Genomic DNA, 12,479 nt, shown 5'->3' with positions numbered 1-12,479 from the left:
GTCTAAACCGCGCTTACACGTAGTTGTTCAGCATCACCGGCATCACCAGCATCAGGATGCTTTCGTTGTCGTCGGCGACGGTGGGCATGAGCAGGCCGGCGCGGTTGGGCGTGCTCAGCTCCAGAGTGATTTCCTCGGAGTCGATGTTGGACAGCATTTCGGCCAAGAAGCGGGCATTGAAGCCGATTTCCATGTCTTCACCTTCATACTGGCAGGCCAGCCGCTCGTTGGCTTCGTTGCTGAAGTCAAGGTCTTCGGCCGAGATGGTCAGCTCGGAACCGGCCAGGCGCAGGCGCACCTGGTGGGTGGTCTTGTTCGAGTAGATCATGATGCGCTTCACCGAATTCAGAATCTCGGCTCGGCTGATGATGAGCTTATTGGGGTTGCTCACCGGAATTACGTTTTCGTAATCGGGGTAGCGCTCATCAATCAGGCGGCACACGAGGCGCATCTGGTTGAAGCTGAAGAAGGCATTGGAATTGTTGAACTCGACGCGCACGGTAGTTGCCTCGGAGGGCAGGGCACCTTTCAGTAGATTAAAGGCCTTGCGCGGAATAATCAGGTTGGCCGTCTGGCCCGCACCTACGTCGGAGCGGCGGTAGCGCAGCAGGCGGTGGCCGTCGGTGGCCACAAAGGTTACCTGTGAGTCGGCCAGCTGCACCAGGATGCCGGTCATGGCGGGGCGCAGCTCGTCGGTGCTGACGGCGAAGATGGTCTTGGTAATAGCGCGCGACAACGACGAGGAGGGAATCTCAATCGGCGAGGAGCCTTTCACCACCGGCACGCGGGGGAAGTCGGTGGCATTTTCGCCGGCCAGCTTGTAGCGGCCGTTGGCCGAGGCAATTTCGATGGTATAGGTTTCCTCGTCCAGGGTGAAGGTCACGGGCTGGTCGGGCAGGTTCTTCAGCGTATCGAGCAGAATGCGGGCCGGGGCGGCAATGCGGCCACTCTCGCGGGCTTCCACGGGCAGTTCGGTAATCATGCTGGTCTCCAGGTCAGAGGCCGTAATCGTCAGTTTGCCATCCTCGATTTCAAAGAGAAAGTTCTCCAGAATCGGCACCACAGGGTTGTTGGTCACCACGCCATTGATGCTCTGCAGCTGCTTGAGCAAGGCGGAAGACGATACGATAAACTTCATATAGGCGGGGTTGGCTGGCGGTTGTAAGGAAGAGGACAAAGATAGGAAACCGCAGCGGGGTTTTCTAGCGCCATTGCCGGGCAGTTTCAGGTGCCCCGGGCCTCTTTTCGTGGGCCTGGGCGCTGCTACTGCCCAGGTTGGCTGCCCCGCCACCCGATTTTATTGAACCGCCTGCGTTGCGTTTCTGTCGTAATAGCGTTTACTTAATATTGCTACTTCTACCCGATGTCCTCCCACCCGCCCCAGCTTCTGCACCACTTAGCCTATCAAAGCACCGCCACGGGCCTGCCCACCGAGCAGGATCTGGAGGAACTGCTGGTGCAGTCGCGCACTTCCAACCTGGCGCACCACATCACCGGGGTGCTGCTTTACTGCGAGGGTCGTTTCATGCAGGTGCTGGAAGGCCGCAAGGAAGACGTGCACTTGATTTACGCCCGGATTGAGCGCGACGTACGGCACCACGATGTCACCAAGTTCACCGACGGGCCCATTGCCCAGCGCAGCTTCTCGCAGTGGTCGATGGGCTTCAAGTCGGTGCATCCCGAGGACTTCGAGCACCTGGCCGGCTACCTTAATCCGGCCGCTCCTACCTACCCCGCCCTCTACGCCAGCAAGGGCGGCGTGTCGCTGCACACGCTGCTGGCCGCCTTTATCACCGACGAGCAAATCCGGTACTAAGCTGCCGGTAACCGCCCCGGCGCCCGAGCGCCGGATAGGCTCTGTTCGGTCAGGGCCTTGCGCTGCCCTTACCCCTCTCGTTTTCCTGTTACCACCTATTTGCGCTGCATGCCTTCCTCCTCCCTCTATCACTTAGTGTATCAGAGTGCGGCTACCACCCGCTTCACCGACCACGACTTGGAAGCTCTTTTGGTGCAGTCGCGGGCCTGGAACCAGGCCCATCAGCTGACTGGGGTGCTGCTCTACTGCGACGGCGACATTCTTCAGGTGCTGGAAGGTCCCGAAGACGAAGTGGAGTACATCTTCCGCCGGATTGAGCAGGACCCGCGCCACTACGATGTCACCAAACTGGCCGACGGGCCCATTACCCAACGCAACTTCTCACAGTGGTCGATGGGCTTCAAGTCGGTGCATCCCGAGGACTTCGAGCACCTGGCCGGCTACCTCAACCCGGCCCAACTGGTGGCGGAAGCCAAGGCCCCATCCCTGCACGAGCTGCTGGCTTCCTTTGTCACGGATAAGAAGATTCGCTACTAGATCGGGGCTACGTTTGGCTCGGAGAAGCTTTCAAAGCTGGTATTGTATTCGGGCTCACCCAACTCAAACAATTTTGGGCAAACAATTTAAATTGTTTGCCCAAAATTGTTTGAACTTACTACGGTCGTTACCCCCATCGGTATGTCTCAGGAAACCCGCGCCATGTTTGGCCTCACCCAAGAGCTTATGGCCAGCTGGCTGGGCGTGCCGCGCGCCAGCCTCGCGCTGGCCGAACGCAACCATCAGTATCTGAAGTCGGACTTGAGCACCAGCGTGCAAGGCCTGCGACTATATCTGGCCGGAGAAGGCAAAGTGCTGGACATGTCGGGGGTGCATGCCACGGTGCCCCCCCTGTCGCCCCCCGCCCCCGAACCCAAGCCTCTGGAACGGCGGCTCCGCGACTGTCAGTATCAGCTGCTGCGCCTGCGCCGCGACCTGGAAGCCATGCAGAAGAAGGCGGCGCAACTGGAGAGGCGCCTGGTGGCCCTACCCGCCCTGCGGGCCTGGGCTGGGGAGGTAAAGAATCCGGCCCGGGAGGAAAACTGGCTGGCTTTGTTTGAAGGAGAAGCAGTCAGCGGCCTGCTCTATGACTGCGGTGCCGGGCCTCAGAAGCTGCTGGAGACCCGCATTGCGGGGCTGGAGCGGGAACTTTGTTATTTGCGTACTCCGCGTCGTTTGGGTTATAGCAATGATTATCGTTCAGGTGCGCGAACTACAATGTTCGCGCTACTACCAAACTTATCTTAACATGCACCAACGGCAATGAACGGCATGCTAGCTAAAGGTCTTCTAGGTGAACTGCTGCCCAAGGCTTACCAGCCCATTTCGGAAGCTGATATACGTTTTCTGACATCCCACCCAGTTGATTCAGCACATACAGCACTGAGCCCTCTACGTAATTCCATTTCGGGGTTTCCGATTCTACCCTGATACAGCGACGACCAGTTTGGTTAATCCAATCCAGGCCAACGGCTGACCTTGAATGTGTTGGGTGGATTATATCCAGACAATTTTCAAACTCTTCATTGAATTGTAAAGGCAAGCCAGTCAAGGCGGCTAGTTTCTCTTTAATATCTTCCTTGGTAGGGTTGCACTCAAAGTGAACAATGTGCAATCTAATTCCTCCCATGACTCATATAGAGAATATCCCCCGCTACACCGCAGCTTAGAACGACGCGTAGCGCCGCTTCCTTCTCCACGCCCGCAGGGCTCCGAAGAGTCCCAGCAGCACCAGCGGGGCGGCCAGGTTCAGAAGCTGCCAGCGGCTTTTCTGCTCGATGACTTTGAGCTTGTCCAAGGGGCGCAGGGTGATTTGCTTGCCGCGCACCGAAATCAGGCCGCTTTCGTCGAGCATATAGTCCACCGCGTTGAGCACCAGCTCACGGTTGGCAAATTCGGTGTTGGCCAGGCGGTCGAAGCCCAGGCGGTAGGGGTTGCCGGTTTTGGGGTCCAGCTCGGAGCGGATAAAGTCGCCGTCGGAGATGACCAGCACTTTGGAGGGCTTGGCGTTGGCGGCAGCAGCCGACTGAAAGTTGCTGGTGCCGGGCTCGGCGCGGTTGGCGTAGAGCGACTGAAACTGGCCTTCGAGCAGGTAGCCCACGGGCTTGAAGCTTTCCTTGTAGAGCTTCTGGTTGGGCTCCAGGCGGGCATCGTTGAAGTTGATGGGCACCGGCGCGGGCAGCACGCGGGTATAGCGGGAGGTAAACATGAGTGGCGTCTTGCGGATGCCGGCGGCCTTTACCGTGTCGATGGTGCTGACGAACTTGGTGTACACCGCGTCGAGGTTGCGGGTGATGGGGTGCTTGCTGAAGGAGTTGATCAGGGGGTAAAACTGCCAGGGCATAGGCTCCACCTTGGGTTTGTCGCCCTCGGTGCCGGTTACCAAGGGGATGACGCCGGAGTTGAGGTCGAGCAGCAGGTCGGGATTCACGCGCACGCCGTACTTGAAAAGCTGGTCTTCCAGGTTTAGATCCAGCGGGAAGGACAGCATGCCGCCGCGGTTGGCACTGTCCAGGTTCACGCGCATGGCATCCACGAAAAACAGCGCGTTGCCGCCCTGGGTAATGAACTGGTCGAGCTTGAACTTCTCAGGCTCGGTGTAGGGCGTGCTGGGCTTGGCCACGACGATGGCGCTGAGCGTGCGCAAGTCCTGGGGCCGGGTTTTGCGCAGATCCACCCGGAACACGTCGTAGTACTGCTGCAGGGAGCCGATGATGTCGCCGGCTTCGGCGTTGCTCAGCTCCCCGTGGCCTTCGAGCACCCCGATGCGCTTGCGCTGGCCGGGGTTGAGCTTGCGCACGGCGCTGGCCAGCTCGTATTCCAGGCCTTCAATGCTTTGGTTGAGGCGCACGTCGGAGGGCGCGGCCTGGTTGCCGCGCAGCAGCAGCACCTGCTCTTCCTTGCCCCCGGCCGCTACCGTGGCCCAGGGAAAGATGATTTTCTCAACCCGCTTGCCGTTTTCGTTGGCTCCCAGGTTGGTGGGCCGCAGCCCTTTCTTGATGAGCGAGGCATAGTACTCGTTGCGGGCCTTTTCGCTGCCGGCCGCCGAGGGGTCCACGAATACGTAGTGCAGATTGGAGCCGCCGTACACCTGCATTTCGTTCAGCGTCTCGCGCACCGACTGCTGCAGGCGGCGGAAGCCGGGCGGGAAGTCGCCGTCCAGGTACACGGTCACCGTCACGGGCTGCTTCAGGGTTGAGAGCAGCTGCTTGGTGGCCGGAGCCATGGTGTAGCGCTTTTCCTGGGTCAGATCGAGGCGGAAGAAGAACTGCTGGGCCAGGAAGTTGAGCAGCAGCAGCGCGCCTATTACCGCCAGAAAGCGGAGCAGGTCGCGGCGTTTGCGGGAAGTAGCGGGAGCAGAAAGTTCGGGCGTATCGGAAGCCATAGAGTGGCAGCAGTTTTAGAGCTATTAGAGCTAGAAGCACCCCTCCTTTTTTCAAGGAGGGGTGGCCAGAGGCCGGGGTGGTTAAAAGCTAGTGCTAATCCTTGTTCAACGAAACGAACGATTAGACCACCCCGCCCTTCGGGCACCCCTTCTTAAAAGAAGGAGCGGAATTTGTTCTTGGTTACCAGTTGCGGCTTTGCAATATCAACCGTGTAGCCAGCAGCAGGCCGATGATCAGGCTGAAGAAGTAGAGCAGGTCGCGCGAGTCGATGAGGCCTTTGCTGATGTCGCGGTAGTGGGCGGCAATGCCGAGCTGGCTGATGTAGTAGGCCGGGGCCCCGTCGAAGACCGAAGCCAAGGAATCGAAGCCGGAATAGACCAGAAAGCAGCCCACCACGGCCACCAGAAAGGCAATGATCTGGTCGCGGGTAATGGCCGAGGCGAAGATGCCGATGGCGGCAAACACCGCCGCTAGCAGCGCCAGCCCGATGTAGGAGCCCACCGTCGCGGCCGAGTCGATGTTACCGGCCGGGTTGCCGAGCTGGTATACCGAGTAGTAATAGAGCAGCGTGGGCACCAGGGCCAGCAAGGCCAGCAGCAGGCAGGCCAGGTACTTGCCGCCGATGATCTGCCCGTCGGTGAGCGGGCGGGTGAGCAGCAGCTCGATGGTGCCGGCCTTTTTCTCCTCGGCGAAGGTGCGCATGGTAATGGCCGGAATCAGAAACAGGAAAATCCAGGGCGCCATGTTGAACAGCGTCTGCAGGTCGGCGTAGCCGTAGTCCAGCACCGAACTGTCGGGAAACACCCACACGAACAGGCCGGTAGCCACTAGAAACACCCCAATCACCACGTAGGCGACCGGCGAGCTGAGGAAGGCGTTGAATTCTTTGCGAAGGATGGCAAACATCAGGTGCGAAATAGAGTCAAAAATCGTCTGTCATCCTGAGCAGAGCGACGGACCGAATAGGATACGAACGATCATCGTAACAGCGTGTCGTTCCAACGTGATAAGGCCCTTCGCTCTGCTCAGGATGACAGAAGTAAAGTAGATGCGTTCTTTTCAATCATTTCGTCAACGACTGAAACACCTGCTCCAAGGACTGCTCCTCTTGGCGCAGGCCGAGCAATATCCAGTCCTGCTGGGCGGCCAGGCGGGAAATAGCGCCGCGCATATCCGTGCCCGCCGCCGCCCGGATGCGGTAGCGGTTGCCGGCTTCGGCTTCCACACCCAGAATGCCGGGCAAAGCCCGCAGCGGGGCTACGTCGATGGGCTGCTCAAACTCGGCGCGGATGATGGTTTCGCCGGCGGCCTTGGCGCCCAAATCAGCCACGGGCGAGTCGGCCACGAGCTGGCCGCGGTTGATGATAACCACCCGGCTGCACAGGGCCGTGACTTCGGGCAGAATGTGGGTGCTGAAAATAACGGTCTTGTCCTGGCCCAGCTCCCGGATCAGGGTCCGGATTTCGCCAATCTGGTTGGGGTCGAGGCCGGTGGTGGGCTCGTCCAGAATCAGCACGCCGGGGTCGTGAATCAGGGCCTGGGCCAAACCGACGCGCTGCCGGTAGCCTTTCGACAGAGCCCCGATCAGCTTGTTCTGCTCCCGGCCCAGCCCTACCCTATCCACCATTTGCTGCACCCGGCTGCAGCGCTGCTGACCCTTGAGGCCGTGTACCGAGCCGATGAATTCGAGGTACTCGTGCACGTACATATCCAGATAGAGCGGGTTGTGCTCGGGCAAATAGCCCACGCGGCGGCGCACTTCCAGGGCATCGGTCTGCACGTCGTAGCCAGCCAGCTTCACGGTGCCGTGGCTGGGCGGCAGATAGCCCGTGGCAATCTTCATCGTGGTCGACTTGCCCGCCCCGTTGGGCCCCAGAAAGCCCAGAATTTCGCCCTTGCCGACGGAGAATGAAATGTCATTCACGGCCGTCTGCGTTCCGAATACCTTACTGAGCTGTTGTACTTCAACCATAGAATACGAGTGTCATTGCGAGCAGAGCGAAGCAATCCGTCCTCTGAGATGTGCGGAGCCTTCTACCATGACAAGCTCCAACGGTTGGGGCTTTCGGTGAAAGGCCAAATTGCACTGCGCAGAGGACGGATTGCTTCATCATACCTCCTCGCAATGACAGCTGTTTATTTTTTCGGCTGCAAGGGGCGCATTTCAATATCCACGATATGGAAGTTGAACGGCGTTTCCAGCGCGTAGACAATAGTATCGGCAATGTCCCGGGGCTGCATCATCGAGGCGTTGGCCTCGGTGCCGGGAATGTCGTCGAAGAAGTTGGTTTCCGTGGAGCCCGGGTAGAAGCACGTCACCTTGATACCGTCGTTGCGCACTTCCTTGAACAAGGACTGTGAGAAGCCTCGCACGGCAAACTTAGTGGCGCAGTAGCCCGCCATTTTCTCGATGCCGGTGGTGCCCGCAATAGACGAAATGTTGACGATATGGCCCAGCTGCTGCTTTTTCATTTGCGGCAGCACGGCCTTGGTGCAGTAGAAGGTACCGTGCACGTTGGTATCAAACAGCAGCTTCCAGTCGTCGGACGAAAACCCGTCGACTTCCCCGGCGATGCCCAAACCGGCGTTGTTGATCAGCACGTGGATTTCCTCACCCAGCTCCCGGCGCGTGTTGACGTAGGCTTCCTGCACGGCCACTTCGTCGCGCACGTCGCACTCGAAAAACTGAAACCGCTCGTGCCGCAGGCCTTCCGGCGCGGTGCGGCCCCAGCCGGCCACCAGGGCGCCTTTGGCCAGCAGAGCCTCGGCCGTAGCGCGGCCTATGCCTTTGCTGACGCCCGTCAGAATAGCTATCTTGCCTGTCAGGTCCATAGAGTAAAGATGTTTCGAAGTAGCATTTGCCCGCAAGTTAAGCGCACCCCGCGGGTTTTTGGTGTTTACGCCCTAGTGGCCGCCGCGGCCACCCTGCTGACGGGCTGCGGCAAAGGTCACGAGCTGGACTGCCTGAAAAGCACCGGCGACGTAAAAAAGGAGCGGCGCGAGCTGGCGCCCTTCCGCACGCTCATGGCCTACGACAACGTGGACGTAACGTTGGTGCAGGACGCGCAAACCTACGCCGAAGTTCGGGCCGGGGAGAATCTGCAGGAAGATATCGAGCTGCGCGTAGAAAACGGGCAGCTCTCGATTCACAATACCAGCCGCTGCAACTGGGTGCGTACCTACAACACGCCCCGCCAGGTAACCCTGCATGTACCCAGCCTGCGCGACCTGTTTCTGCGGGGCCAGGGCAACGTGCGCACCGCCGGCGTTTTCCGGGCCGACAGCCTGTTCTGCCACCTCGTCGGGGCCGGCGACTACGATCTGGACATCAACAGCAAGTACCTGAACCTGGACATGTTTGAGCTGGGTAACATCAACCTGCGGGGCTCGGCCGAGGTGTTTACACTGGTGGTGGGCGGCAACGGCAGTTTGCAGGCGGGCGGCTTGCAAACCAGGCAGTGCTACTTCAAATTCAACCACGACAGCAACGGCAACGCCTACGTGCGCGCCACCGACTTTCTGGGCGGCACCAATGCCGGCACGGGTACGCTCTACTACCAGGGTAGCCCGGCCCAGACCGACATCAAGGTAACTGGCAAAGGCCAGGTAGTTCAGCAGAAGTAGCCCTCCTCCCCCGTTTTCTTTTCTATGGCTACCATTCTTGGGCTACTCGTCCCAATGCTGCTCCTGCTGCTTGTTGTCTGGAAAGGCACGCTGCGGCACAGCCGGCCGTATTTTCAGGCGACCCTATTGGCTTTGTCAGGCCTGCTTGTCGGTTTCTTATTTAAGATCCAGCACCGGGAAAGTGCCGTGGGCATTCTGCTGGCAAGCGGCCTGCTGCTGATCGGCAGCTACGGCCTGTGGTTTGCTCGCAAAACAAATAAAACCCGCCTCGATTTTCTAAAGCTGGCCTTGGTCGTAACGATGGGCGCCTGGGCTATCGGCCTGGGCTTTTCGGCGCACGGCGTGCTGCGCTGGCTGAACAGCTTGCGCAGTATGGCGTTCTGGGCCGTCCTGCTCGACTTCGGCTACGTCACCTTCATCCACCGTCCGGCCCGGGCCTAGCCGTTCGGCTCCGGCCGCCGGCTACAAGTCCCCGAGCTGCGGCCGAATCAGCAGCTCCTCGATAACGGCCTGCGGCGACAGGGAATAGGCCCCGAATACCGCTTCGGCCACGTCTTCGGCCCTTATGAACCGCTCGGCCGGCAAATCGACGCCTTCCCAGCTGGCCGTGAGCGTGGCACCGGGCAAAATGGCCGTTACGCGCAAATTATGCTCTTTCAGCTCCTCGCGCAGCCCTTTGGTCATGCCGTACAGGGCAAACTTGGCGATGCTGTAGGACCCACCATTGGGGTAAGCCATGATGCTGGCCGTGGAGCACATATTAAAAATGTGGCCCTGGCGGCGCGCTATCATGCCCGGCAGCAGGGCACGGGTCACGTCGTAGGCGCTATACAGGTTCACGTCTATCATCTGGCGCAGCTGCGAGCCGTCGGTGGGCTCGTCCTGCAGGCGGCCGGGAATGAAGGCACCGGTATTGTTCACCAGCACCTCGACTTCCACGCCCAGGCCCAGCACGAAATCCGTAAAGCGCCGGGTCTGCTCAGCCACACCCAAATCGGCGGCGAAGGTGTGTACTACCGCGCCGGGAACTTCCTGGCTCAGAGCGGTTGTGAGGGCGGCCAGGTCCCGCGCTGAGCGGGCGCAGGTGATGATGCCGAAGCCGGCCCGGGCAAAGCGCTGGCTAATGGCGCGGCCGATTCCTTTCGTACCTCCCGTAACAACGATATATTTTTGCATTCCTTTGATTGACGATTTGGTTTTTACGTATGGTAGGCAAGCTCCGAGCTGGGCGCTAGCCACCGGTGCCAGCGTCGCAAGTTTGGGCTTTTATCCTTTCTGATTCTCTTTTTATGGTTAAAACCTTTGGTGAATTCCTGATCTTCATGCAGAGCATGCTGGTTCGGAAGGAGCGGTTGGCCGTGCTCTGGCAACGCATGCTGGATGAAGCCATTCTTATCGGTATCGACTCGGTCTTTATCGTCTCCATCGTCTCGGCCTTTATCGGGGCCGTTACCTGCGTCCAGATTGCCTACAACCTGATTAACCCCCTGATTCCGAAGTCGACCATCGGCTTTATGGTGCGGGAAATGACCATTCTGGAGCTGGCGCCCACCATTACCAGCATCGTGCTGGCGGGTAAAGTCGGCTCCAGCATTGCCGGCGGCCTGGGCACCATGCGCATCACCGAGCAGGTCGATGCGCTGGAGGTGATGGGCATCAACTCAGCCTCCTACCTGGTGCTGCCCAAGATTGTGGCCGCCATGCTCATGTTTCCGCTGCTGGTTATTCTGGCCATGGTTCTTTCCATTCTGGGCGGCTATCTGGCCGGTACGTTGTCCGGCGCCATGTCGGCCCAGGAGTACGTGGAAGGCATCCGGACTGATTTCGTGCCCTACAACATCGTGTTTGCCCTGATTAAATCGGTGGTATTTGCCTTCTTGGTGTCGGCTATTTCTTCCTACAAAGGCTACTACACCAAGGGCGGCGCCCTGGAAGTTGGGGCCGCCAGCACCGGCGCCGTTACCAATTCCATTATTGCCATTCTGCTGGCCGACTACGTGCTGGCCGCGGTTCTACTGTAATGTGGTGAGAGTATGCGAATGTGGCTGAAGGTGTTGCTGTGCAAATGAATTATTTCATTTCTCACATTTCTCACATTCCTCGCATCAGCACATTAATTCTATTAGTAAATCAGCACATCCGCATGATTGAAGTTCATAACATTCAGAAATCCTTCAACGGAAATCCGGTTCTGAAAGGCATTACCTGCACGTTCGAAACGGGCAAGTGCAATCTGCTGCTTGGCGGCTCGGGTACGGGCAAAAGTGTACTGTTGCAGTGCATCGTAGGGCTGATGAAGCCCGACCTGGGCAGCATTACCTTCGACGGGCTGGTGTTCACCAACAACAAAGTGGACATCAAGCAGGAAATCCGCCGCAAAATCGGGATGCTGTTCCAAGGCGGCGCGCTGTTCGACTCGATGACGGTATTCGAAAACACCGAGTTTCCGCTCAAGATGCTCACGCCCGAAATGAGCAAGGAAGAGCGGCGCGACCGGGTCGAGTTCTGCCTCAAGCGCGTGGGCCTGGAAAACGCGGGCACCAAAATGCCCTCCGAAATATCGGGCGGTATGAAAAAGCGGGTGGGCATTGCCCGGGCCATTGCCCCCAACTGCACCTACCTCTTCTGCGACGAGCCCAACTCCGGCCTCGACCCGGCTACCAGCATCAAGATTGACGAGCTGATCTACGAAATCACCCACGAGTATGGCATTACCACCGTCGTCATCACCCACGACATGAACTCGGTGGTCGAAATCGGGGACCATATTATTTACCTGCACAAGGGCCAGAAGCTCTGGGACGGCAACAAGGACGAAATCCTGAATACCACCGTGCCCGAGCTCAAGGAGTTCATCTTCAGCAGCAGCCTGGTACGCGCCGCCAAGAAAGTGGACGAAGAAACTGAAGGCGGCTTGGCCGCCGCTACTTCCGACGAAGCCATCAATATTTGAGTACTACTAACAGTCACAGAAAAGCCCCGCCGACAGCTGTCAGCGGGGCTTTTCTATGGGTTCAGGTGAGCTTCTAGAAACCTTCCCGGCGGCGTAGCTCGGTAATGTGTGCCAGGTGGTGCTGTCCGTGCCAGGCATACATGGTCAGGGCTTCATCCAGGGTGAAGCTCCGCTTGGAGCCGGGATGATAGAACGTGCGCAGCCACTGCGCATCGGTAAGCTGACGCAGCAGGATTGTCCAACGGATGTGCAGGGCCTCCAGCAGCGCCAACGACACGGCCACGGGCGTAGCTTGCACATCGGGCAGCTCGGCCCAGGCCTGCTCGTCGTAAGGGCAGATGGTCGGAGTTTCCTCCGTCAGGGCCAGGCGGAAGCGCGTGTAGGAGTTCAGGTGCGAATCGGGCAGGTGGTGCAGCACCTGGCGGACGGTCCACCCGCCGGGCCGGTAGGGCGTATCCAGCTGCGCGGGGGTCAGGCCGGTTACGGCGGCGCGCACCTGGTCGGGCAGCACGGCAATTTTGGCTATCAGCGCCAGGCGGCTGCCCTGGTTCAGGGTTTGTTCGGGTAATACCAGCGGGCCAATGGGGTAGCGCAGGTCGGGAGCGGTGGTGGTGTCCATTGCAGACGGGTTAAGTGACGAGCTGCAAGGTACTAAAAGCGGCTT

Annotated in this window: 14 protein-coding genes; 7 read left to right on the top strand and 7 right to left on the bottom strand. The window is 59.2% G+C overall.

What is annotated here, in order from left to right; all coding sequences use genetic code 11:
- Window positions 1-13 precede the first annotated feature (13 nt).
- A complete protein-coding gene (gene dnaN, locus LGH70_RS16245; RefSeq protein WP_226187668.1) occupies window positions 14-1,138 on the bottom strand; it encodes a DNA polymerase III subunit beta in 1,125 nt (374 codons plus the stop codon).
- Between the two features lie 225 nt (window positions 1,139-1,363).
- Between dnaN and LGH70_RS16240 the strand changes: the two genes are divergently transcribed.
- The 3 genes from LGH70_RS16240 (at window position 1,364) to LGH70_RS16230 (ending at window position 3,100) form a co-directional block, all read left to right on the top strand.
- The gene (locus tag LGH70_RS16240) at window positions 1,364-1,816 is read left to right on the top strand and encodes a BLUF domain-containing protein (RefSeq protein WP_226187665.1); all 453 of its coding nucleotides are present in this window, start codon (window positions 1,364-1,366) and stop codon (window positions 1,814-1,816) included.
- A 108-nt stretch (window positions 1,817-1,924) separates the two neighbouring features.
- A complete protein-coding gene (locus tag LGH70_RS16235; protein WP_226187662.1) occupies window positions 1,925-2,353 on the top strand; it encodes a BLUF domain-containing protein in 429 nt (142 codons plus the stop codon).
- A gap of 141 nt (window positions 2,354-2,494) precedes the next feature.
- Entirely contained in the window at window positions 2,495-3,100 is a 606-nt protein-coding gene (locus tag LGH70_RS16230; RefSeq protein ID WP_226187660.1) for a hypothetical protein, read from the top strand.
- Window positions 3,101-3,518: 418 nt separating this feature from the next.
- Here LGH70_RS16230 and gldG read toward each other — a convergent pair whose 3' ends face one another.
- From gldG to LGH70_RS16210, 4 genes are all read right to left on the bottom strand, one after another.
- Window positions 3,519-5,237 (bottom strand): gliding motility-associated ABC transporter substrate-binding protein GldG, encoded by a 1,719-nt coding sequence (gene gldG, locus LGH70_RS16225; protein ID WP_226187659.1) that lies wholly within the window; start codon window positions 5,235-5,237, stop codon window positions 3,519-3,521.
- A gap of 181 nt (window positions 5,238-5,418) precedes the next feature.
- Window positions 5,419-6,144, bottom strand: a complete 726-nt coding sequence (gene gldF / locus LGH70_RS16220) for a gliding motility-associated ABC transporter permease subunit GldF (protein ID WP_226187658.1) — start codon at window positions 6,142-6,144, stop codon at window positions 5,419-5,421.
- Window positions 6,145-6,301: 157 nt separating this feature from the next.
- Window positions 6,302-7,210 carry a gliding motility-associated ABC transporter ATP-binding subunit GldA gene (gene gldA, locus LGH70_RS16215; RefSeq protein WP_226187657.1) on the bottom strand — a complete coding sequence of 303 codons (909 nt, stop codon included), beginning with the start codon at window positions 7,208-7,210 and terminating at the stop codon, window positions 6,302-6,304.
- 164 nt (window positions 7,211-7,374) lie between these two features.
- Entirely contained in the window at window positions 7,375-8,070 is a 696-nt protein-coding gene (locus LGH70_RS16210) for an SDR family oxidoreductase (RefSeq protein WP_226187656.1), read from the bottom strand.
- 75 nt (window positions 8,071-8,145) lie between these two features.
- Between LGH70_RS16210 and LGH70_RS16205 the strand changes: the two genes are divergently transcribed.
- Both LGH70_RS16205 and LGH70_RS16200 read left to right on the top strand, forming a co-directional pair.
- A complete protein-coding gene (locus tag LGH70_RS16205) occupies window positions 8,146-8,862 on the top strand; it encodes a head GIN domain-containing protein (protein WP_226187655.1) in 717 nt (238 codons plus the stop codon).
- 24 nt (window positions 8,863-8,886) lie between these two features.
- Window positions 8,887-9,303, top strand: coding sequence for a hypothetical protein (locus LGH70_RS16200; RefSeq protein WP_226187654.1), 417 nt, complete (start codon window positions 8,887-8,889; stop codon window positions 9,301-9,303).
- Window positions 9,304-9,324: 21 nt separating this feature from the next.
- Here the strand turns inward: LGH70_RS16200 and LGH70_RS16195 are convergent, their stop codons facing one another.
- On the bottom strand, window positions 9,325-10,038 hold the full coding sequence (locus LGH70_RS16195) for an SDR family oxidoreductase (RefSeq protein ID WP_226187653.1): 714 nt from the start codon (window positions 10,036-10,038) through the stop codon (window positions 9,325-9,327).
- 113 nt (window positions 10,039-10,151) lie between these two features.
- Here LGH70_RS16195 and LGH70_RS16190 point away from each other — a divergent pair, with 113 nt between their 5' ends.
- Together LGH70_RS16190 and LGH70_RS16185 are read left to right on the top strand one after the other, a co-directional pair.
- Window positions 10,152-10,883 carry an MlaE family ABC transporter permease gene (locus LGH70_RS16190; RefSeq protein ID WP_226187652.1) on the top strand — a complete coding sequence of 244 codons (732 nt, stop codon included), beginning with the start codon at window positions 10,152-10,154 and terminating at the stop codon, window positions 10,881-10,883.
- Between the two features lie 122 nt (window positions 10,884-11,005).
- On the top strand, window positions 11,006-11,815 hold the full coding sequence (locus tag LGH70_RS16185; RefSeq protein WP_226187650.1) for an ABC transporter ATP-binding protein: 810 nt from the start codon (window positions 11,006-11,008) through the stop codon (window positions 11,813-11,815).
- A 73-nt stretch (window positions 11,816-11,888) separates the two neighbouring features.
- Here the strand turns inward: LGH70_RS16185 and LGH70_RS16180 are convergent, their stop codons facing one another.
- Entirely contained in the window at window positions 11,889-12,434 is a 546-nt protein-coding gene (locus LGH70_RS16180) for a YfiT family bacillithiol transferase (RefSeq protein ID WP_226187649.1), read from the bottom strand.
- Window positions 12,435-12,479: the final 45 nt, after the last annotated feature.

Origin of the sequence: Hymenobacter nitidus (genome assembly GCF_020447315.1) — a bacterium.
GTDB classification, from domain to species: Bacteria; Bacteroidota; Bacteroidia; order Cytophagales; family Hymenobacteraceae; genus Hymenobacter; species Hymenobacter nitidus.
The sequence above is the reverse complement of the archived record's forward strand: the minus strand, read 5'-3'. Positions and strand labels throughout refer to the sequence as shown.

Excerpts from the sequence above, each read along its gene's own strand:
- gldF (WP_226187658.1), bottom strand. The coding sequence starts at position 6,144 with ATGTTTGCCATCCTTCGCAAAGAATTCAACGCCTTCCTCAGCTCGCCG.
- LGH70_RS16235 (WP_226187662.1), top strand. The coding sequence starts at position 1,925 with ATGCCTTCCTCCTCCCTCTATCACTTAGTGTATCAGAGTGCGGCTACC.
- LGH70_RS16185 (WP_226187650.1), top strand. The coding sequence starts at position 11,006 with ATGATTGAAGTTCATAACATTCAGAAATCCTTCAACGGAAATCCGGTT.
- LGH70_RS16180 (WP_226187649.1), bottom strand. The coding sequence starts at position 12,434 with ATGGACACCACCACCGCTCCCGACCTGCGCTACCCCATTGGCCCGCTG.
- LGH70_RS16240 (WP_226187665.1), top strand. The coding sequence starts at position 1,364 with ATGTCCTCCCACCCGCCCCAGCTTCTGCACCACTTAGCCTATCAAAGC.
- LGH70_RS16210 (WP_226187656.1), bottom strand. The coding sequence starts at position 8,070 with ATGGACCTGACAGGCAAGATAGCTATTCTGACGGGCGTCAGCAAAGGC.
- LGH70_RS16190 (WP_226187652.1), top strand. The coding sequence starts at position 10,152 with ATGGTTAAAACCTTTGGTGAATTCCTGATCTTCATGCAGAGCATGCTG.
- gldG (WP_226187659.1), bottom strand. The coding sequence starts at position 5,237 with ATGGCTTCCGATACGCCCGAACTTTCTGCTCCCGCTACTTCCCGCAAA.
- gldA (WP_226187657.1), bottom strand. The coding sequence starts at position 7,210 with ATGGTTGAAGTACAACAGCTCAGTAAGGTATTCGGAACGCAGACGGCC.
- LGH70_RS16200 (WP_226187654.1), top strand. The coding sequence starts at position 8,887 with ATGGCTACCATTCTTGGGCTACTCGTCCCAATGCTGCTCCTGCTGCTT.
- LGH70_RS16230 (WP_226187660.1), top strand. The coding sequence starts at position 2,495 with ATGTCTCAGGAAACCCGCGCCATGTTTGGCCTCACCCAAGAGCTTATG.
- dnaN (WP_226187668.1), bottom strand. The coding sequence starts at position 1,138 with ATGAAGTTTATCGTATCGTCTTCCGCCTTGCTCAAGCAGCTGCAGAGC.
- LGH70_RS16195 (WP_226187653.1), bottom strand. The coding sequence starts at position 10,038 with ATGCAAAAATATATCGTTGTTACGGGAGGTACGAAAGGAATCGGCCGC.